This is a genomic window from Paenibacillus sp. D2_2, from assembly GCF_031199965.1.
Lineage (GTDB): Bacteria > Bacillota > Bacilli > Paenibacillales > Paenibacillaceae > Fontibacillus.
This window is the reverse complement of sequence record NZ_CP133605.1, coordinates 4460222-4480000: the sequence shown is the minus strand read 5'-3', so window position 1 is coordinate 4480000 and position 19779 is coordinate 4460222. Positions and strand designations below refer to the sequence as shown.

Below are 19779 nucleotides of genomic sequence, written 5' to 3'. Positions count from 1 at the left end.
CGGGGCCCGCCAAGGGTTACCAAGCTCAGTCAAACTCCGAATGCCATAGACTTATTATCCGGGAGTCAGACAGTGAGTGCTAAGATCCATTGTCAAAAGGGAAACAGCCCAGACCATCAGCTAAGGTCCCCAAGTGTGTGTTAAGTGGGAAAGGATGTGGAGTTGCACAGACAACCAGGATGTTGGCTTAGAAGCAGCCACCATTTAAAGAGTGCGTAATAGCTCACTGGTCGAGTGACTCTGCGCCGAAAATGTAACGGGGCTAAACACACCACCGAAGCTATGGCTTGATACTTAAGTATCAGGGGTAGGGGAGCGTTGTATGCGGATTGAAGTTGGACCGGAAGGACTGGTGGACTGCATACAAGTGAGAATGCCGGTATGAGTAACGAAAAGATCAGTGAGAATCTGATCCGCCGAAAGCCCAAGGTTTCCTGAGGAAGGTTCGTCCGCTCAGGGTAAGTCGGGACCTAAGGTGAGGCCGAAAGGCGTAATCGAAGGACAACAGGTTGAAATTCCTGTACCACCGTAAGCCGTTATGAGCAATGGGGTGACGCAGGAGGGTAGTGACGCGAGCTGATGGATGCTCGTCCAAGCAGTGAGGCTGATGTGTAGGCAAATCCGCACATCGATAAGGCTGGGCTGTGATGGGGAGGGAAAATTTATAGTACCGAAGGTCATGATCTCACACTGCCAAGAAAAGCCTCTAGCCAGGTGAAGGTGCCCGTACCGCAAACCGACACAGGTAGGCGAGAAGAGAATTCTAAGGCGCGCGGAAGAACTCTCGTTAAGGAACTCGGCAAAATGACCCCGTAACTTCGGGAGAAGGGGTGCCCCGGTAGTGTGAATAGCACGAGGGGGCCGCAGTGAAAAGGCCCAAGCGACTGTTTAGCAAAAACACAGGTCTGTGCGAAGCCGCAAGGCGAAGTATACGGGCTGACGCCTGCCCGGTGCTGGAAGGTTAAGGGGAGTGGTTAGGGAGTAATCCCGAAGCTATGAACCGAAGCCCCAGTAAACGGCGGCCGTAACTATAACGGTCCTAAGGTAGCGAAATTCCTTGTCAGGTAAATTCTGACCCGCACGAATGGCGTAACGACTTGGGCGCTGTCTCAACGAGAGATCCGGTGAAATTTTAATACCTGTGAAGATGCAGGTTACCCGCGACAAGACGGAAAGACCCCATGGAGCTTTACTGCAGCTTGATATTGGACTTTGATACGATTTGTACAGGATAGGTGGGAGCCTAGGAAGCCGGAGCGCCAGCTTCGGTGGAGGCGCCGTTGGGATACCACCCTGATCGTATTGGAGTTCTAACCTGGTACCGTAATCCGGTACGGGGACAGTGTCAGGCGGGCAGTTTGACTGGGGCGGTCGCCTCCTAAAGAGTAACGGAGGCGCCCCAAGGTTCCCTCAGAATGGTTGGAAATCATTCGAAGAGTGCAAAGGCAAAAGGGAGCTTGACTGCGAGACTGACAAGTCGAGCAGGGACGAAAGTCGGGCTTAGTGATCCGGTGGTACCGCATGGAAGGGCCATCGCTCAACGGATAAAAGCTACCCTGGGGATAACAGGCTTATCTCCCCCAAGAGTCCACATCGACGGGGAGGTTTGGCACCTCAATGTCGGCTCATCGCATCCTGGGGCTGAAGTAGGTCCCAAGGGTTGGGCTGTTCGCCCATTAAAGCGGTACGCGAGCTGGGTTCAGAACGTCGTGAGACAGTTCGGTCCCTATCTGTCGTGGGCGTAGGAAATTTGAGAGGAGCTGTCCTTAGTACGAGAGGACCGGGATGGACGCACCGCTGGTGTACCAGTTGTTCCGCCAGGAGCATAGCTGGGTAGCTAAGTGCGGAAGGGATAAGCGCTGAAAGCATCTAAGCGTGAAGCCCCCCTCAAGATGAGATTTCCCAATTAGTAAGACCCCTTGAAGACGACGAGGTTGATAGGCCTGAGGTGGAAGTGCAGCAATGTATGGAGCTGACAGGTACTAATCGGTCGAGGGCTTATCCAAATATTAAAATGCAAATGAAGTTTCGTATCCAGTTTTCAGGTGATCAAACATCTGAACGATTTTGAGGCAAGCTGTGTAAGCAGTAAGCACAAAATCCCGTTTGGTGGCGATGGCGGAGGGGTTCCACACGTACCCATCCCGAACACGACCGTTAAGCCCTCTAGCGCCGATGGTACTTGGACCGAAGGGTCCTGGGAGAGTAGGAAGTCGCCAAGCAATGTTCCCTGATAGCTCAGTTGGTAGAGCACTCGACTGTTAATCGAGTTGTCACAGGTTCGAGTCCTGTTCGGGGAGCCATTATGGCCCGTTGGTCAAGGGGTTAAGACACCTCCCTTTCACGGAGGTAACAGGGGTTCGAATCCCTACGGGTCACCACTTTCATTAAATGATTCACAAGTATGGAGGCTTAGCTCAGCTGGGAGAGCATCTGCCTTACAAGCAGAGGGTCAGCGGTTCGATCCCGTTAGCCTCCACCATATTTCTTCTAATTGACGCGGGGTGGAGCAGTCCGGTAGCTCGTCGGGCTCATAACCCGAAGGTCGTAGGTTCAAATCCTGCCCCGCAATTAGCTTCAAATTTATAGTGTGGAGCCGTGGTGTAGAGGCCTAACATGCCTGCCTGTCACGCAGGAGACCGCGGGTTCGAATCCCGTCGGCTCCGCCATTTTCTCAAAGTCGTGAGACAGAAACATTCTGGTTTCTAGAAGTAACTGTGCTGTAGCTCATACTTCATCTCAGATTTACTTATGAGAGCCATTAGCTCAGTTGGTAGAGCACCTGACTTTTAATCAGGGTGTCGAAGGTTCGAGTCCTTCATGGCTCACCAGTTTTATATTTTATGCGGACGTGGCTCAGCGGTAGAGCATCGCCTTGCCAAGGCGAGGGTCGCGGGTTCGATTCCCGTCGTCCGCTCCATCTAAATATGCGCCCTTAGCTCAGCTGGATAGAGCGTTTGACTACGAATCAAAAGGTCAGGAGTTCGAATCTCTTAGGGCGCGCCATTTACAAGCCGGTGTGGCGGAATTGGCAGACGCGCGCGACTCAAAATCGTGAGGGAAACCGTGGGGGTTCGAGTCCCTTCACCGGCATTATAGTATCGCAAGGATGTTCTTTAGGAGATAACCTAAAGAGCTTTTTTTGTATTTGTTAAAGTTCTGGAGGGGAAAATGGATAAAATCCAATATCTATCACAGTTCAATTTGCTGCATGCATTATCCGCAGAAGACTTAATTGTTATGGATGAACTCACCTTAATTACGACCTATCTCCCAAAGATGTTTATACAAACCCCGGAATCATTTCAAGAAAAGCTGTACTTCGTCAAAAAAGGAAAGGTTCGCTTATACCGGATCAATCCCGAAGGGAAGCAATTTACGTTGGATATATTAAGTGAGGGAAATGTTTTTGGCGAATTAAACGGCATCTCACTGGGAACCCGAGACCTGTTTATTGAAGCGATTGTAGAATCCGATATCTGTATGATTGATCAGAAGCGATTCGAGAATTTCCTGGTCGAACATCCGCATTTTATGCTAAATATGTTAAAAGTTCTAAGCCAACGCTTAGTGTATATGAGCAGTCTCGCTCAAAATCTCGCACTTGGGAGGCTTCATGAGAGAATCATGCACATTTTTCAAAGGCTCTCCCGTCAGTTCGGGGTTAAGTGTGATCAACGAGACAATGATTACTATAGGATTGATACCCCAATATCGCATCAGGAAATTGCCCACCTTGTTGGTGCATCAAGGGAGGCTGTCACACTTGCTTTACAAGAGTTAGCAGAAGCGAAAGTGATAAAGACTGATTTTCGGACAATTTATATACACTGCGAGCATGTGGACATGGAATATAAATAAGAAGTTGTTATCTGCATTACATCTTCTAACATGAAATGCAGGTATGCTTTGGATAGTAAAAAGGCTCGCAGCAAGCCTTGTCGCAGTACCGTTTACTTATCAACGCATAAGGCAGGTGCTTACTATCGATAGAAGAGAATCAATTCCCGCTCTAAGTGTATATGAAGGTAGAAAAGGAGCAAGAAAGGTTAGCGAGATTCATCCAGAATTACTCCAATTGCTGCAGCAAGGACGGTTGGAGACGGTAAACTTAACTGAATGGCTGGCGATCGACCATATCACCCTGCTGCTTCATATATTGGACGAATTGGGTCTAGAACAGCATTCAGAGGCGATGTTATTCGATTTAAAGAGTATTCCTCCAAAGATTATGAAGATGATCCCAGCGATTGCCGGCGGGTGGCTTAGTCTACTGAGCCAAATGCCAGATCTCAAACGAACCGAGGTCATAGACAAGCTTTCCACTCATCGTTCAGATAGCGTCAGATGCTGGGCAGCCTACATTGTAGGCTTAGATGAGCTTACGTTAGATCAAAAATTGCAGAGAATCCGTTTTTTTGCTGCCGATGAGCATTTTGGCGTACGTGAAATTGCGTGGATGGCTGTCAGGGAGCATGTTGCGCAAGAACTTAAGGAGGCTATTCGAATGCTGGCCGACTGGGCCCGTGACGATAACGCAAATATTCGAAGATTTGCTATTGAAGTGACACGTCCTCATGGAGTATGGGCCAAACATATAGCCGCTCTGAAGGAGAATCCGGGCTTAGCGCTTCCACTGCTTGATATCGTTAAATCAGACCCTTCAAAATACGTTCAGGATTCTGTAGGAAACTGGTTGAACGATGCCGCAAAATCAAGGCCAGAATGGGTTATTCAAACTTGCCAGACATGGGAGGAGCAATCTCGAACGAGGGAAACGATGCGAATCCTGAGACGGGCTCAGCGTAGTTTTGATAAATAATGGTAGTTTACCGGCATTAATCTTACAAACAGTAAAGCCTTCTTGGATTGCAAAATCCTTGAAGGCTTTTTTTATTTTATAGCTTCAAACATTTGCTCAAAGCATGGGGGAAAGAAGTTTCACACTAACTAACCCTGCGCTAATCATTGAATGTAAGGTACACTTGTACCAAATGAATACACACTGCAGTGAATCAAGGCGGCTTTAGCGCATGAGTGAAACTACAATCTACACCGCTATTAATGTTTACGGATTTTATACTTAAATCGAACCTTTTCGGATGATCGAGGCAATATAGATTGTATGCTTACAAAGGAGGGCCCTTTTTTGGTGAAAGACATTAATATAGAGCATTGGATTGAACGGATGAAGGAGGGGGATCCTTCTGCATTTCAAGTGATTTATGAATGGTCATTCCCCGAAATCTACCGCTCTGTAGTATTTCTAATGACGGAAAAAAATGAAATAGAAGATGTAATGAACGAGATTTATTTTCAGCTGTGGCGGTCCATAGACAATTATGATGCGAATCGTCCCTTCCGATTCTGGATGCATGGCATTGTACTTAAGCAAATACAGAAGTGGAGAACCAAGAGCTGGAGGAGGTTTCGAATCTTCGAGAAAAAGCAGCTCTTGGAAGTGGAGGAGCATATTTTCTCGGATCGTCATGTTCTTGAGGCAGAGGCCCATCAGGAGATGCTGACCCTTGTTCATCAGTTATCCTACAAACTTCGTACGGTGATTATTCTGCGCTATTATCACGATTATACATTTGATGAAATCGCTGAATTGCTGGCCATACCCGTAGGCACGGTCAAATCTAGGCATCATGCAGCACTGGGAAGCTTCGCGAGCTTAACCCATCTAATGAGCCGGGAAAGGAGAAAGAACTTTATGTCCATTGAACAACAACTGCGTGATAAGCTACAGGATTGTGCTGAAGCAATGGAAATTCCATCTGAAATGCAAGAGCGAATTCAAGAATCTTCGTACAAACGTTATCGCAATGATAAATATAAAGCAAAATCAAATCTGAAAGTTCGCATGGTTGCATGTGTGCTTGCGATTATACTTTTCATGCCGGTTGTACTTTATACCGGACCTGCCGTAGCGGCGCAGATTCGAGCCTTACTCAATCTATCCGGCACTGAAGATTTGCGCAGCTTCGTCACCAAGGATGAGGATTCGAATTATATCACTACTATTTTATATGCGGATGAGATTAGCGGTAATAAGACCGCACAAGAATTGCTTGCCCGCATTTACCGCGGGTTCCCTGAGACGAAGGACTTCGAGATCGCGAATGCACAAATTACCAAAGGAATCAATGGAGGGAAGCAGATCCATCTATTTAATGTCATTCTGATTGAGAAAGGAAAGACATTCGAGGAGCCACATAAAGAGGTTGTTGCCAATATTGATGTAGAAACAGGACAGATTCAATTTGTTCAAACGATTGGTTTAGAGCCATTTGCTCCTCATGCTTCGAAATTGCAGGATTCGGAATCGATCGCTATGGCGGGTGCATTCTTGAAGCAATTGGATGTTCGTTCCGATGGATATCAGCCAGAAGTGGTAGGTACCCATGCTGATAAAGTGCAAGGAAATGGTCAATCCATCGTCATATACAAGCGTATAGAGGATGGCAAGAAGATGTTCCAAGTGAACCTTCAAGATGGAAGTACAAGTGTTGCATTCTTCTCTTCAGAGAAGCCATGAAGTGGAACCGTCTCAGCCGTAGAGAAAGTATGGTGGCGGTAACGTTCTTGTTGCCGAGCGCCATTGGCTTTGCATTATTTTATCTCATTCCGTTCGGGATGGGGCTTGTCTACTCGGTATTGGACCGACCTGTCGGCGGTTCATTTGTTGGGCTTGCGAATTATCAGGAGCTGCTGAGCAGCGAATCTTTTCGTAAAGCCGTCTCGAATACCTTCTGGTTCACGGCGGTGAATGTTCCACTGATGCTTATGCTGTCACTCGGAATCGCGCTCGTTCTGAACCGGAATCTATATCTGCGTCAATTCCTTCGAATGGCTTATGTCCTCCCGTTAGTTGTGCCCGTAGCCTCCGTCGTGATGGTGTGGCAAGTGCTTTTTGATTGGAATGGTTCTCTTAACGCTTGGCTGCATACTGCCGGGCTTGAACAGGTAGACTGGATGAAATCGGCCTGGTCGAGAGGTGTGATCTCCGTGTTCTACCTATGGAAACATATCGGCTACAACATCATCTTGTTCCTTGCAGGACTGCAAAGCATTCCGAGAGATTACTATGAGACGGCTGATTTGGAGGGGGCGGCAAGTGGTACCAATTGTTTGGAATTACACTTGTCTATTTAACGCCGACCATGGTCTTCGTCGTCCTGATGTCGATTATGAATACGTTCAAAATTTTCCGTGAAACGTATCTGATCGCAGGGGATTATCCGCATGACAGTATCTATACGCTTCAGCATTACATGAACAATATGTTCCTCGCGATGGATGTGCAGAAGCTGTCTGCGGCTGCGACTCTTATGGTGATAGGTATCTTTATCATCGTGGCTTTGCTGCTTCGGTTAGAGAAACGATATAGACAATTTATGGATTGATATGGGAGGAAGAATGAAGAACACGGGTTTCATTCGGAACCTATCGGTTACGCTGGTGATGGCATGTATAGGACTAATGATGCTTCTACCAATTGTGATTACTTTCACAAATTCGTTCATGACAGTGCATGAAATTCGAGACAATTACGAGCTAGTAGGTAAAATGCCATTCGTTACGCAGGGGGAGTCTGCTCAATTTGTGAATTTGAAGCTTATCCCGGATTGGCTGTCCTTTGAACAGTACGGGAAGGTATTGTTAGATACGCCGACTTATCTATTCATGTTCTGGAATTCCGTAGAGATGGTCGTGGCGATCATTGCGGGACAGACGGTTGTAAGTGCTTTAGCAGCGTATGCTTTTGCTAAACTCCGGTTCAAGGGGAGAGAAGGTTTGTTTCGGGTTTACTTGATGACGATGCTAATGCCTTTCCAAGTGACCTTGGTTCCGAACTATTTAATTGCTGACAAGCTCGGTTTGATGAACACGGCTAGCGCGATTATTTTACCAGGGATATTTGCGGCTTTCGGAGTGTTCATGCTGAGACAATTTATGCTCTCGATTCCCTATGCGTTGGTTGAAGCAGCTCAGATGGATGGAGCAGGTCATTATCGCATTTTCTATCGGATTATGCTGCCTTTGATGAAGCCGGGGATTGCCGCACTGATCGTCTTGCTGTTCGTTGATTATTGGAATATGGTCGAGCAGCCTTTGATTTTCTTGGAGGATCGATTTAAGCAGCCATTATCGCTCTATTTATCTAGAATTCATAAGGATGAACAGGGCATCGGCTTTGCCGCATCGCTGATCTATATGACGCCAATGGTGCTACTGTTTTTGTATGCGGAGTCTTATTTTATCGAAGGAATTCAAATGTCGGGGATCAAGGGGTAGCTCATGAGAGGAGGAATAGGATGGATACAGGGTTCACAGAAGCGCTGGATGCAAGAAAAAAAGAATTATCGTGTGGCTCTCTGGATGGTTCATCGGCTTGCTCCTTCTCCTTACCCTAGCGAGCAATACATTACTGACGTTACATCTACCTAAGGTACGAACAGAACTAGGGAGAGAAGGAACGCTAGTAACCACGTGGAGTGGCACGGCTAGACTGATGGCTCGACAACATATCGATTTATCGAACAAGGCGGATTGGTCAGTTAGCGAGGTTCATGTGAAAGAGGGGGATCAGGTGGCTAAGGGGCAGACGTTAGTTACCTATGAGAATCCTGCTTCTGAGCAGGAGATCCTGGATGCACAGGCGGGCCTTACAGGGCAGCGGCTAACGTTAGTTGACTTGCAAGATGAATATATTGAAGCCGTACAAAATGATGACGAGATGCAGGTACGCCGCTCGAAGCGGGAGTTAGAACGTGCGCAATTAGCCATTGATGTGCAGGAACGAAAAGTGAGCATGATGCAGTCGGAGGCGAATGATCGAAGACACATTATCGCACCTTTTGACGGTGTTGTGACACAAGTAAATGCGATGCCGCAACTGCCATCGGGGAGCGGAGGGCCAGATATCAGCTTAACGAATACGCAGCAAGGCTATCAATTCGAGATTATCATTCCGGATGACTGGGCTCGAAAATTACGTACTGAGGAGAAGATGAACGTTGAAATCGAACATGAGGGGACTAAAGTTCCGGTTGAAGGGATCATTACCGGAATTCGTCCGATGATAGGCGATGATGTAGGGACCTCCTTCCAAGAGGGTTCGGAAGGAAATACATCTCAGATGACTTCGAGTCAACGGGTCGTTGTGAAAGTCCAACATCCGAATGTTCAAGCGAATGATCTTGTGAGCGTGGAATTAACACAATCGGAGAAGACCGATGGAGGCATGCTCGTGTTGAACCAAGCAATTCATCAGGATGGAAAGAACAGCTATGTGCTTGTTATCGAAGAGCGTTCAGGCCCGCTGGGTAATACCTTTATTGTTCGTAAGGCTCCCGTCCAATTAGGGGGAACGAATGGCCAAGAAACCTTGGTGCTACAAGGGGTATACATGAAAGATCTTATCATTGTCGAGAGTACCGAGCCGCTAACAGAAGGTCAACGTGTAAGAGTCTAATGCGCTTAGACTACATCGATCACATAGAGAGTGAAGAGGAGGGGATAGGATGAAAAAAAGTGGTGCACTTAGTCTAATCGTTCTAATTACGATGACGTTGGCAGCATGTGCTGGCGGACAGGGTGGTGAAGCGAAGCAAGAAGGGCAGCAGGAACAAAACGGGAAGAAAACCGTTGTCTTATCCGTATTCCAAGCGGATCCTATGTATTCCCAGGCCGCGAAAAAGTATGAGGAGCAACATCCCGATGTGGATATTCAAATCAAGGAATACAGCCAAGGGGAGAGGTCCAATCTAGAAGGTGATCTCGAGAAATTTGTGAAGACCACCAATACAGAGCTACTGTCTGGTAAAGGGGCCGATTTGGTCACCCTGGATGTGAACGGTCTGCCGGTTGAGAAATACGTAGACAAGCAAGCGCTAGTGAGCTTGAGCGAGCTGATGAAGCAGGACCCTACCTTTGATTCCAATTCGTATGAGATGAACATCCTGGACGGGGCCAAGATGAGAGGGGGACTCTATTCGTTGCCTCTGCGGTTCTTCTTAGACAGTCTTATGGGCGATAAAAAGGCAATTGAGCAATCCGGCGTAAAATTCGATGACAGCACATGGACATGGGGGGAGTTCACAGCGGTGGGCAAACGTCTGGCGGCATCCGGCGGACACGCATATTCGATGGGGAATACCGCACCCGAGCAGATGTTGAACATTCTGTTAGTCGATAACTATACTCGCATTGTCCATGAAGAGAAGCGCCCTGCGAGCTTTGATGTCAATGCATTCGTTGGACTGATGGAACAAGTGGAGACGATGTATTCGGATAAGGTGGTTACGGAAGCTGAAGTTAACGCAGGAGATTATTTTTTTGCACCGTCTTTGATCCTATCGCCTGAAGATTATTTCGTAGGGCCAGCGATGTTCTATGAGCAAGGGAAGATCTATCGTAAGCCACTTGCTGCTGGACAACAGGTTGGAAGCACCTTCGTGATGTATAAGAACTTAGGGATAAATAGGAATTCGAATGTGCAGGCAGAAGCATGGGATTTCATCAAGTTCTTATTGTCCGAAGAAATACAGACCATGCCTGGATTACAAGGGTTCTCTGTCAATAAAAAGGTTAACGAGAAGACGTTCAAGGATCTTGAGGACAAAGGCACTATTGAGTCGCCAATGGGATCCGTGATCTCGATTCAGAAGGAAGACATCGACATGATTAAGCAGATGCTGACCCATGCGATCACGCCGCAAAAAAATGATTCGAAGATTCAAGCGATCATCGCAGAGGAAGCTGAGGCTTACTATAGCGGTCAGAAATCAGCTCAAGCGGTTGCAGATTTGGTCGCAAACCGAGTAACAACCTACTTAAATGAGTAGCTGGCAAATTCAAATTCGAAAAGAAAGGAATGCTTCAGGGTGAAAAAATGGATGGCCGTATGTTTGATAACCGCCGTTATAGCAGCAAATATTTCTGCTTGTAACTTCCAGGGTACCAAAGAGAATGGTGCTGGTGAGGGAGGGGCCACGACTTTTGATCCGCTGAATAATGAGAAAGCTGAGCAAGGGATGACTGAATTGTTCTCGAGTTTAATGTCACTGAAGTTACCACAGGGACTAGAAGTACAATCGAAAGAAACATCCACATCAAAGCTTGTGTTTGCGGATAGCAACAAGAAAGTCAGGCTCGAGATACAACATGATCCTGAGCAAATGGTAAGTGATTCTCAGATCGATATGGGTCGATTGAAGTTGAAGGCGATTCTCGAACAAGACAATCTTGGAGTAACGTTAGAGTGGTTAAAGGATGAGACGCAGCTCGTACATGGGAAGTGCATTGCGATCAATGAAGTTATCATCCCCTCCAAGAAAGGTAATGACACTTATCATTTCAAGGCTTGGGCAGAATTAGATGGCGCACTTCTTGAGATTGATTTTACTGCTCCAGCTAATATGAAGGATGAATGGCAGAATGCCGTTCATGGGATGATTGAGTCGATTCAGATGTAGCATAATGGACCGTTTAGCGGCAGGGCTAAGCGGTTTTTTGCTTATGGAAAAAACACCTATACATCTCTTATAACACGTGTTATACTCTTGCCGAGGTGCTAATATGGGAAAAAAAGAATTACCAGCCATGATGTGGCTCAGCTGGCCGGAGTATCCCGCAGCGTAGTATCCGCGGTGCTGAACGCGACGCCTGGGATTGGGGTTAGCGCGGAGACACGGGAGAAGGTACTGGCTGCGATCCACGAGCTGAATTATCATGTGGACGCCCAGGCGCGTAGCATGAAGACGGGACGCAGTATGACACTGGCTGCCTTTGGCGATACCCGTCATCCGCTGTTCATCCGCCTGTTGGAGGGCATGCAGCGGGAATGCGAGGCTAGAGGATATCATATTCTTCTGTGCTCTCCAGGATATAGACAATCAGGAGAAGCGAGGAATGAGCTGCTGGATCTCTACCATCAGCGAAAGATCGACGGAATCGTTACATTGGATAGCACAAGCTATCGCAGCAAGGAATGGGCTACGAAAGTTAAAGCTGCAGGTGTACCATACGTATCGGTTGAAGGCTATGCGGAGACGGCAGGGGTATCTTCCGTGCTGGCTGATTATAGAGGCAGTGTAACGATGGCTCTGGACTATTTGTTGAAGCGTAACCCTGATATGGAGGTGGCTCCGCTATATGCTGAAGTTTACGGAGCACCTGCAGGTCGTGTAATCTGGGCGGAAAAGATGCGTAGAGCCGCTTATATGGACTGGTGTCGCAAGTATAGCTTGAGTCCAGAGGTCTCCCGTCATGAAGAGAAGGAAGGCCAAGTCACTTGGTTGGAATGGTTAGAGGGTGTAGCCAAAGCTGGAGCCGGAGAAACGCTGCCTCCAGTGCTCGTGAATTGGTCCAATGCGGTTCCAGATCTTTACCGGGCGGCACAAAGCTTGGGTTTGCACATCGGTGATGAGCTAAAGATCATGGCCGCGGACAATATGATTCAGGGACATCGTCTAAGTCTCCCCACATTAAGCTGCGTAGAGATTCCCTATGTAAGCATGGGCGAGGAAGCGGTGCGCTGTGTACTGGGACAGATAGATCAGGAACAGGAGCTGTCGGAAAAGGTATGGCTACCGGCCATTCTGAGACCGGGTGAAAGTGCGTAACAGGTTGTGCAGGTGAAGAAGATAGTAAAGGTATACTTAGTTCTGCATCGGTTATAAAATGCGGTCCCATTTTGTGGGTAACCGCTTATTTCATAGCATATAACACGTGTTATAACCCAAAGGAGGAGAAACGGATGTTTTGGACGGAAGAGAAGTTGGAAGCGCGTATTAAGGAATTGGGAACCTATCGTTACCGAGAAGCTATACAGTTGGTGGAATGGCAGGTACAAGAGGATGAGGATGGAGCCAATGGAGAATATCCTTCGCAGCCTGCCGGCCATTCCGTTATCCACCTGGGGGATTACTGGACAGGTCGCGACCGTTATTTGTGGATGTACAAGCGGGTGGATGTGCCAGCAGACTGGAAGGGCCGGCGAATTGTAGGCCGCTTTGATTTCGGACGGACAGGGGGAGGCAACAATAGCGGATTTGAATCATTACTGTTCCTGAACGGGAAGCCGTATCAAGGCGTGGATTCCAATCACCAGGAGGTGTTTCTGGAGGAAGATTCTGCGGGAAGCACGTTGGATTTTGCTTTCCGTTTGTGGTCTGGTCTTGAAGGTGGCGGTAAGCCAACGCCACAGGAGCATCGCATCAAGCTGGCAGAGTTGGCTTGCTTGGACGAAGCGGCGGATCATTTATACTTCACCGGCCGAGCTGTACTTGCTGTAAGCAGGCAGCTAGCGGACAGCCAGCCGGAGAAACAGGAGCTAATCGCAACGCTGAATCGTGCGTTTGCTGAGCTGGATTGGTCGCGGCCTGGCAGCGAAGCATTCTATGCCTCCGTTGCCGCTGGTAGTGCCCTGCTGCAGACGAAGCTGGCGGCGATGAAGCGAGAGCATCCGGTTACGGTTACGGCAGTTGGCCATACCCATATCGATGTCGCCTGGCTGTGGCGGCTGACCCATACGCGGGAAAAGCGGCGCGCTCCTTCTCCACCGTCCTGAGGCTGATGAAGCAGTTTCCCGAGTATATCTTCCTGCAGACCCAGCCGCAGTTGTACGACTATATCAAGCAGGATTATCCAGAGATTTACGCCGAAATTGCCGAGCGTGTCAAGGAAGGGCGTTGGGAAGCTGGCGGGGCGATGTGGCTGGAGGCGGATTGCAACCTGACGAGCGGCGAATCGCTAGTCCGTCAGATTCTGTACGGTACGAAATTCTTCCGCGAGGAGTTTGGCGCGGAATGCAAATATCTCTGGCTTCCAGATGTGTTTGGCTACAGCTGGGCGCTACCACAAATTTTAAGCAAATCAGGCATCGACACCTTCATGACGACCAAAATCAGTTGGAGCCAATACAATCGTATGCCGCATGACACATTCCGTTGGAGAGGCATCGACGGTACCGAGGTACTGGCCCATTTCATTACGACGCCGGAAGGGCCTGAGTCCAGCGCTTGGTATTATACATACAACGGGCTGATCGAGCCGTTCTCGGTGCAGGGCATCTGGGATCAATACAGGGACAAAAATCTGAACCGGGAGCTGCTGCTGTCCTACGGGTATGGTGATGGTGGAGGCGGAGTTAACCGTGAGATGCTGGAAATGCGCCGCAGACTGGATGAGATTCCAGGAGTTCCAAACGTGAAGACGGGGCGGGCCGATGAGTACTTTGAACGGTTGCAGAGAACGATTGAGAGCACTGACGAGTATGTCCACACATGGGATGGTGAGCTGTATCTGGAATTCCATAGAGGCACATATACGAGCCAGGCATATAACAAACGGATGAATCGGAAGTTGGAGCTGCTGTACCGGGAATCCGAATGGCTGCAAGCGATGCTGGCTGCGGAGAAGGGGATTTCTCCAGTTATCCGGCTCAGCAGCTGTATGAAGGTTGGAAAATCATTCTGCGCAATCAGTTCCATGATATTATTCCTGGCTCATCCATCCGCGAGGTATATGAGGATTCCCGAGCAGAGTATGCGGAAGCGCTTCGGATTGGCGAGGAAGCTGCCGCTTTGGCCAAGGCGGGTTTAATGGCCTTAAACGGCGGAAGCGATGAAATAGAATATACAGTGTTCAATGGTGCCTTCTATAACCGGAGCGATCTTGTTATTTTAGCGGATAGGGAGTGCCAAGACAGGGAATGGAGAGACGGAAGTGGACGCGTGCTGCGTTCACAAAGGCAGGGAGACAAATGGCTGATTGAAGCTCCCGATCTTCCTATGATGGGTTCTACAATTCTTAAAGCCTGTCCGGCTGAACCTTCCCAGTTAGATGTGCCCTTCCACTGGGGAGATTCCCGGCTGACCACTCCATTCTATGTGCTGGAATGGAACGGGTCGGGACAAATAACCCGCATTTACGACCGTGAAGCTGAGCGGGAAGTACTCGCCACGGGAGAGTGCGGCAATGTACTGCAAGTGTTCGAGGATAAGCCCAAAATGTACGAGGCATGGGATATTGATCTGTTCTATCAGGAGAAAATGCGGGAGATTACAGATTTGCAGTCTATATCCTTGATTGAGAGCGGACCGCTGGCCGCTGTACTGGAATTGAAATGGGGCTATATGGACTCTACCATTACCCAGAAGATTAAGGTGTACTCGGGAAATCGGCGGATTGACTTCGAGACGCTAGTCGATTGGCACGAACAGCAGCAGCTGTTGAAGGTTGCGTTCCCGGTAGCGGTAAGATCCACAGAAGCCACTTATGACATTCAATTCGGCAATGTGAAGCGGCCGACCCACTGGAATACGAGCTGGGATTATGCGAGATTCGAGAGTGTGGGGCATCAATGGGCCGATTTGTCGGAACGTGGGTATGGCGTGAGCCTTCTCAATGACTGCAAATATGGATACGACATCAAGGATCATGTGATGCGGCTGTCATTGATTAAGTCGGCCACAGAGCCGGACTGGCAGGCTGATCAGGGCGAGCACCTCTTCACTTACGCTTTGTTGCCGCATTTGGGAGATTGGGCTGCCGGACGAACGGTGGAGGAAGCGTGGTCACTGAATAACCCATTGCAAGCGGTGCAGGGGGTTATACGGCCGGAGTGGGCAGATCACTGATCCGGACTGATGCCGAAGGCATCGCGATAGATGCGGTGAAGCTGTCAGAGCAAGGTGATGGTCTGATCGTCCGACTACACGAATATCTGGGTGGACGTAGTGAGGTCACACTAACTAGCGATTACCCGGTCTACTCCTGGCAGGTATGCGATATGATGGAACGCCCTCTATTGGAAGCAGTGGACGGTCCCGAGATCCGCCATTTGTTCAAACCTTATGAAATTAACACATTTCTAGTGAAGTTCTCTTGTAATTGATTTGACTAAGGGAGAGACAACTATGTTAATTGGGAATAACGAGAAGCTGATCATGATTGGCGACTCTGTAACAGATTGTGAGAGGGCGCGTCCTTATGGAGAAGGTCTATTTGGAGGGATTGGAAAAGGATATGTCATGATGGTAGACGCCCTGATCCAGTCCATATATCCTAAGCGAGGCATTCGGGTCACGAATATGGGCGTGAGCGGCAATACGATCCAGGATTTGCAACAACGGTGGACAACAGATGTACTAGACTTGAAGCCAGATTGGCTGTCTATTATGATTGGAATCAACGATGTATGGAGACAATTTGATACTCCGCAGATAACAGAGGGGCATGTATATCTTGAGGAATATGAGTCGACGCTTAGAAAATTGGTAGAATCAACGCTTCCCTCTTTGAAAGGACTTATCCTTATGACTCCATATTATCTGGAGCCTAACTCAAATGATCTAATGAGAGCGGCCATGGATCGGTATGGATCTGTCGTGAAGCGCGTTGCCGATGATTATGGCTGTTTGTTCGTTGATACACAGCAAGCATTTGCTTCTGTCCTCGAGTCCATTTACCCGGCGACGATAGCTTGGGATCGGGTTCATCCAAATGCTGTCGGCCATATGGTATTGGCCAAAGCATTTCTAAATGTCATCGACTTCGATTGGAACAAGGCCTCGCATTAAGCGGGGCCGTTTTTTATTAGTATGACATGAGATCAGGATTTCCCCGGTAAAATCGTTCTTCTCCCCAGTTTTCGCTTATTTTACAGTACAAGACACTACCGGGCGTGTGGTGCAGGAGTACGGGCTGGAAATAGAAGGGATACAGCAAATTTCTGTTCCGCCCGCAGGGCTAGTTACACTCATAGCAGGCAAATAAGACTTTTATCCGGTATTATCGTCCTTTTACCCGGTTTTCAGGGAAGGTATTTTTTATTAATTTTGACATGTGAACGCTTTCTTTTGAGCTTTAGTTCAGTCCGTTTTTAAGGGGAAATAGAGTACAATTTGAGGAGGTCTTCTAGCAAATGGCAAAATTAAGAAACAAGTTGACTAGTAGTATGCTGGCTGTTGTTCTGGCGGGGACGGTAGCATTAACGGGATGTGGCAACTCTGGAGAACCGTCTGCCTCGCCGCCTTCTTCACCGTCTGCTTCACCTTCAGAGGGTAAGGAGACGAATTCAGTAGATCAACCTTATACACTGAAATGGCTTAAAGGACAGGATATTTCGAAGCCGTATGATTCTTCCAAGGATGTCGTCAAACAGGCAATCGAGAAAAAGCTGAACATTGAGATCATTCCAGAAATGGTTGATGTGCAACAGTACAAGACAAAGCTAAATCTGAAGATGGCGAGCGGGGACTTTCCTGATGTTGTCAGAATTGATTTTGCCGACGACTTTCAAAAGTATGCACAGCAGGGTGCCTTTGTAGACCTGACCGATCTGATCAACGAGAAAGACACGCCAAACATTATGAGAGAAGTGCCTGCGGAGGTTTTCGAAAAGGCTAAGGTTAACGGTAAACTGTACGGAATTCCTTATCAAGGTGGTCCGGGAGCAGGCTACCGCTGGGATTTGGTAATGCGCACAGATCTTCTGGAAAGTACACCTGCACCGACAACGCTTGATGATTATTACAATTTGCTCAAGAAGATCAAAGTGGATAATCCCAACGTTATCCCACTCGGAGGTTATAACGCGGAGGTTGGCCAACAAAAATACGCTAACAATTCCTTTGATCATATTTTTGGTGCATTCGGTGTGACACCAGGCTTCTTCACGGAAGTGGATGGCAAATTCAGCAATTATGATATTGATCCGAATATGAGAGAAGCACTTCTATTCCTCCAAAAAATGTACTCGGAAGGACTAATCGATAAAGAGTTCGCTACCATCAAAGAAGAGCAACTACGGACCAAGCTCTATAGTGGCAAGCTGTTCTCCTGGATGGGGTGGTGGTCTACAGCTAACGATTACGATACACAAATCGAGACGAATCTGTTGAAGCAAAGCGGAGAGCTAGCATCAGATGGCAGCTTGCCTGACCAATCTACTACTCCTTATAAATATCTAACACTGACCGGTTCCCTTGTCGGAGCCGATGGTACGGCAGTCGCCCCTGCAGGCGCCCCATTCAACCAAATGACGGCAATTAGCGTCAAGACAAAGGATCCTGCCCAGGTACTGCAGATTATCGAGGACTCCCTGTCGCCAGAAAATCAAATGCTTACCGTATGGGGGATCGAAGGCGAAGACTATAAGATTGAAAACGATAAAATGTCAGTAATGACAGATCTGGTAGATCCTAAAACGATGCAAGACAAAGACGGGAATTTCCGCGGTACCCAGAGCTATCTGTTTGCTCCAGGGCTGAAAGGTTGGCCACGTTATCTAGAGTCGTTACCACTTCGATTTTCCCAATCACTTGATGTTGCTATTACGAATAAGTATCAAATTACAGACGCATCTAACTTCTTGGATTCTCCAACCAAAATTGCCAAGCTGGTAGAGCTCAATACGATGCGCGACTCCGTGTTTACTCAGATCATTATGGGCGGGGACATCAAGAAATTTGATGACTTCGTGGAAAAATGGAAAACACAAGGCGGTACGCAAATTTTGAGCGAGTTGGAAGCATCCTTTAAGAAAAAACAGGGCAAGTAATCCCCTTTTAGGGTAAGGAAAATCATCGGCCCATTGAACGCACGAACAATGAACGGGAATAGGTCCGCTCTTTCCAGAGCAGCCTGTTCCCGTCCTTTTTTCTTAATAACAGAAAACTCGACTTTTCCCTGTAATACTTCGCTTCTGTCCGGTTTTCGTAAAAGGAGGGATTAGATATATTATTTATGAAAGCCCTTTCGAAACGGTTGTAGAAGGAACAAGGAGGCATAAAAAGAATGGGGAGCGAGTTAAAATCGGCGCAAATGATCGTTAAAACTGTGCATGAATCAGGATTGAAGAAAGTGCTGGATAAGATATGGAAGTTTAAATTGTTGTATCTTCTTTTGCTTCCAGCATTTTTGTGGGTTTTCATTTTTGATTATCTCCCGGTTTTCGGGATCAGCGTAGCCTTTATGGACTACAATTTTATTCGCGGGATCGGTGGTAGTGAATGGGCAGGGCTAAACTATTTTTATGCATTGTTTGAGTCCGATATGTTCTGGACGGCCTTTAAGAATACGCTGATTATTAATTTGTACAAGATGATTAGCGGCTTCATCTGTCCGATTCTATTAGCGCTTGCCTTAAATGAAATTCGCATTAAATGGTTTAAAAAGACGCTACAAACTGCCGTGTACCTGCCGAGATTCGTCTCCTGGGTCGTATACGGGGGAATTATTACTATACTTCTCTCTCCGGAAACCGGGATTGTTAATAAGTTGATTGAGCTTCTAGGCGGAAGTCCTGCTTATTTACTTGCTGATCATCATTACTTCCGAACGATCTTGGTGGTGACCGATGCGATGAAGGAGATGGGATGGGCGGCAATTATTTATATTGCGGCCATCGCCGGTCTGAATCCAGAAGTCAATGAAGCAGCCGTTGTAGATGGAGCTACTCGTTTCCAACGCATCATTTATATGACGCTGCCGGGGATATCGGGCACGATCGTAGTCATGTTTATTTTGCGGGTCGGCTTTATTATGAGTGCAGGTCTTGATCAGGTAATCAATCTGTACAATCCAATGGTCCTGCAGGTCGGTGATATTTTGGATACTTATATTTACCGCGTCGGGGTTGAGCAATTCAATATTAGCTTGGCTGCTGCGGCAGATGTCATCAAAGGAATTATCGGATTAGCGATGGTGCTGACAGCCAATCATTTTGCCAAACGAATCAATGATTCGGGCATTTTCTAGGGAGGA

12 protein-coding genes, 9 tRNA genes, 2 rRNA genes and 2 pseudogenes (1 of these 25 running past the window's edge) are annotated in these 19779 nt (G+C 47.7%); all 25 read left to right on the top strand.

The window, feature by feature from the left end:
* A 23S ribosomal RNA gene (locus tag RE628_RS22880) occupies window positions 1-2006 on the top strand (it extends 927 nt beyond the left edge of the window).
* A gap of 99 nt (window positions 2007-2105) precedes the next feature.
* A 5S ribosomal RNA gene (gene rrf / locus RE628_RS22875) occupies window positions 2106-2222 on the top strand.
* Window positions 2223-2227: 5 nt separating this feature from the next.
* Window positions 2228-2303, top strand: a tRNA-Asn gene (locus tag RE628_RS22870).
* Between the two features lie 4 nt (window positions 2304-2307).
* Window positions 2308-2381 (top strand) — tRNA-Glu (locus RE628_RS22865).
* Window positions 2382-2406: 25 nt separating this feature from the next.
* Window positions 2407-2482, top strand: a tRNA-Val gene (locus RE628_RS22860).
* A gap of 16 nt (window positions 2483-2498) precedes the next feature.
* A tRNA-Met gene (locus RE628_RS22855) sits at window positions 2499-2571 on the top strand.
* Between the two features lie 21 nt (window positions 2572-2592).
* Window positions 2593-2669: transfer RNA gene (locus RE628_RS22850), tRNA-Asp, on the top strand.
* 86 nt (window positions 2670-2755) lie between these two features.
* Window positions 2756-2831, top strand: a tRNA-Lys gene (locus tag RE628_RS22845).
* 14 nt (window positions 2832-2845) lie between these two features.
* Window positions 2846-2920 (top strand) — tRNA-Gly (locus tag RE628_RS22840).
* A gap of 9 nt (window positions 2921-2929) precedes the next feature.
* A tRNA-Arg gene (locus RE628_RS22835) sits at window positions 2930-3006 on the top strand.
* Window positions 3007-3013: 7 nt separating this feature from the next.
* A tRNA-Leu gene (locus tag RE628_RS22830) sits at window positions 3014-3093 on the top strand.
* 78 nt (window positions 3094-3171) lie between these two features.
* Window positions 3172-3861, top strand: a complete 690-nt coding sequence (locus tag RE628_RS22825) for a Crp/Fnr family transcriptional regulator (protein ID WP_309155255.1) — start codon at window positions 3172-3174, stop codon at window positions 3859-3861.
* A gap of 43 nt (window positions 3862-3904) precedes the next feature.
* Window positions 3905-4822 (top strand): DNA alkylation repair protein, encoded by a 918-nt coding sequence (locus RE628_RS22820; protein WP_309155253.1) that lies wholly within the window; start codon window positions 3905-3907, stop codon window positions 4820-4822.
* Window positions 4823-5152: 330 nt separating this feature from the next.
* Window positions 5153-6541: a sigma-70 family RNA polymerase sigma factor gene (locus RE628_RS22815; protein ID WP_309159539.1), complete on the top strand. Its 1389-nt coding sequence runs from the start codon at window positions 5153-5155 to the stop codon at window positions 6539-6541.
* Window positions 6538-7409, top strand: a pseudogene (locus RE628_RS22810) (carbohydrate ABC transporter permease). Before RE628_RS22815 ends, RE628_RS22810 begins: the two are co-directional and overlap by 4 nt.
* A gap of 13 nt (window positions 7410-7422) precedes the next feature.
* Window positions 7423-8301, top strand: a complete 879-nt coding sequence (locus tag RE628_RS22805) for a carbohydrate ABC transporter permease (protein ID WP_309155250.1) — start codon at window positions 7423-7425, stop codon at window positions 8299-8301.
* Window positions 8302-8304: 3 nt separating this feature from the next.
* Window positions 8305-8454, top strand: coding sequence for a hypothetical protein (locus RE628_RS22800; protein WP_309155247.1), 150 nt, complete (start codon window positions 8305-8307; stop codon window positions 8452-8454).
* 64 nt (window positions 8455-8518) lie between these two features.
* Complete coding sequence (locus RE628_RS22795) at window positions 8519-9481, top strand: efflux RND transporter periplasmic adaptor subunit (protein WP_309155246.1); 963 nt, start codon at window positions 8519-8521, stop codon at window positions 9479-9481.
* Between the two features lie 49 nt (window positions 9482-9530).
* On the top strand, window positions 9531-10853 hold the full coding sequence (locus RE628_RS22790) for an ABC transporter substrate-binding protein (protein WP_309155245.1): 1323 nt from the start codon (window positions 9531-9533) through the stop codon (window positions 10851-10853).
* 51 nt (window positions 10854-10904) lie between these two features.
* Window positions 10905-11483, top strand: coding sequence for a hypothetical protein (locus tag RE628_RS22785; RefSeq protein WP_309155244.1), 579 nt, complete (start codon window positions 10905-10907; stop codon window positions 11481-11483).
* 132 nt (window positions 11484-11615) lie between these two features.
* Window positions 11616-12632 (top strand): LacI family DNA-binding transcriptional regulator, encoded by a 1017-nt coding sequence (locus RE628_RS22780; protein ID WP_309155243.1) that lies wholly within the window; start codon window positions 11616-11618, stop codon window positions 12630-12632.
* 134 nt (window positions 12633-12766) lie between these two features.
* Window positions 12767-15907 (top strand): annotated as a pseudogene (locus tag RE628_RS22775) (alpha-mannosidase).
* Window positions 15908-15929: 22 nt separating this feature from the next.
* Window positions 15930-16592 (top strand): SGNH/GDSL hydrolase family protein, encoded by a 663-nt coding sequence (locus tag RE628_RS22770; protein ID WP_309155242.1) that lies wholly within the window; start codon window positions 15930-15932, stop codon window positions 16590-16592.
* 344 nt (window positions 16593-16936) lie between these two features.
* Entirely contained in the window at window positions 16937-18574 is a 1638-nt protein-coding gene (locus RE628_RS22765; RefSeq protein ID WP_309155241.1) for an extracellular solute-binding protein, read from the top strand.
* Window positions 18575-18810: 236 nt separating this feature from the next.
* Window positions 18811-19773 (top strand): ABC transporter permease, encoded by a 963-nt coding sequence (locus tag RE628_RS22760; protein WP_309155240.1) that lies wholly within the window; start codon window positions 18811-18813, stop codon window positions 19771-19773.
* The last annotated feature ends 6 nt before the right edge of the window (window positions 19774-19779 follow it).

Bases quoted from the DNA above. Each gene is read 5' to 3' on its own strand.
- RE628_RS22825 (WP_309155255.1), top strand. From the start codon at position 3,172: ATGGATAAAATCCAATATCTATCACAGTTCAATTTGCTGCATGCATTA.
- RE628_RS22820 (WP_309155253.1), top strand. From the start codon at position 3,905: ATGCTTTGGATAGTAAAAAGGCTCGCAGCAAGCCTTGTCGCAGTACCG.
- RE628_RS22805 (WP_309155250.1), top strand. From the start codon at position 7,423: ATGAAGAACACGGGTTTCATTCGGAACCTATCGGTTACGCTGGTGATG.
- RE628_RS22800 (WP_309155247.1), top strand. From the start codon at position 8,305: ATGAGAGGAGGAATAGGATGGATACAGGGTTCACAGAAGCGCTGGATG.
- RE628_RS22795 (WP_309155246.1), top strand. From the start codon at position 8,519: ATGGCTCGACAACATATCGATTTATCGAACAAGGCGGATTGGTCAGTT.
- RE628_RS22790 (WP_309155245.1), top strand. From the start codon at position 9,531: ATGAAAAAAAGTGGTGCACTTAGTCTAATCGTTCTAATTACGATGACG.
- RE628_RS22785 (WP_309155244.1), top strand. From the start codon at position 10,905: ATGGCCGTATGTTTGATAACCGCCGTTATAGCAGCAAATATTTCTGCT.
- RE628_RS22770 (WP_309155242.1), top strand. From the start codon at position 15,930: ATGTTAATTGGGAATAACGAGAAGCTGATCATGATTGGCGACTCTGTA.
- RE628_RS22765 (WP_309155241.1), top strand. From the start codon at position 16,937: ATGGCAAAATTAAGAAACAAGTTGACTAGTAGTATGCTGGCTGTTGTT.
- RE628_RS22760 (WP_309155240.1), top strand. From the start codon at position 18,811: ATGGGGAGCGAGTTAAAATCGGCGCAAATGATCGTTAAAACTGTGCAT.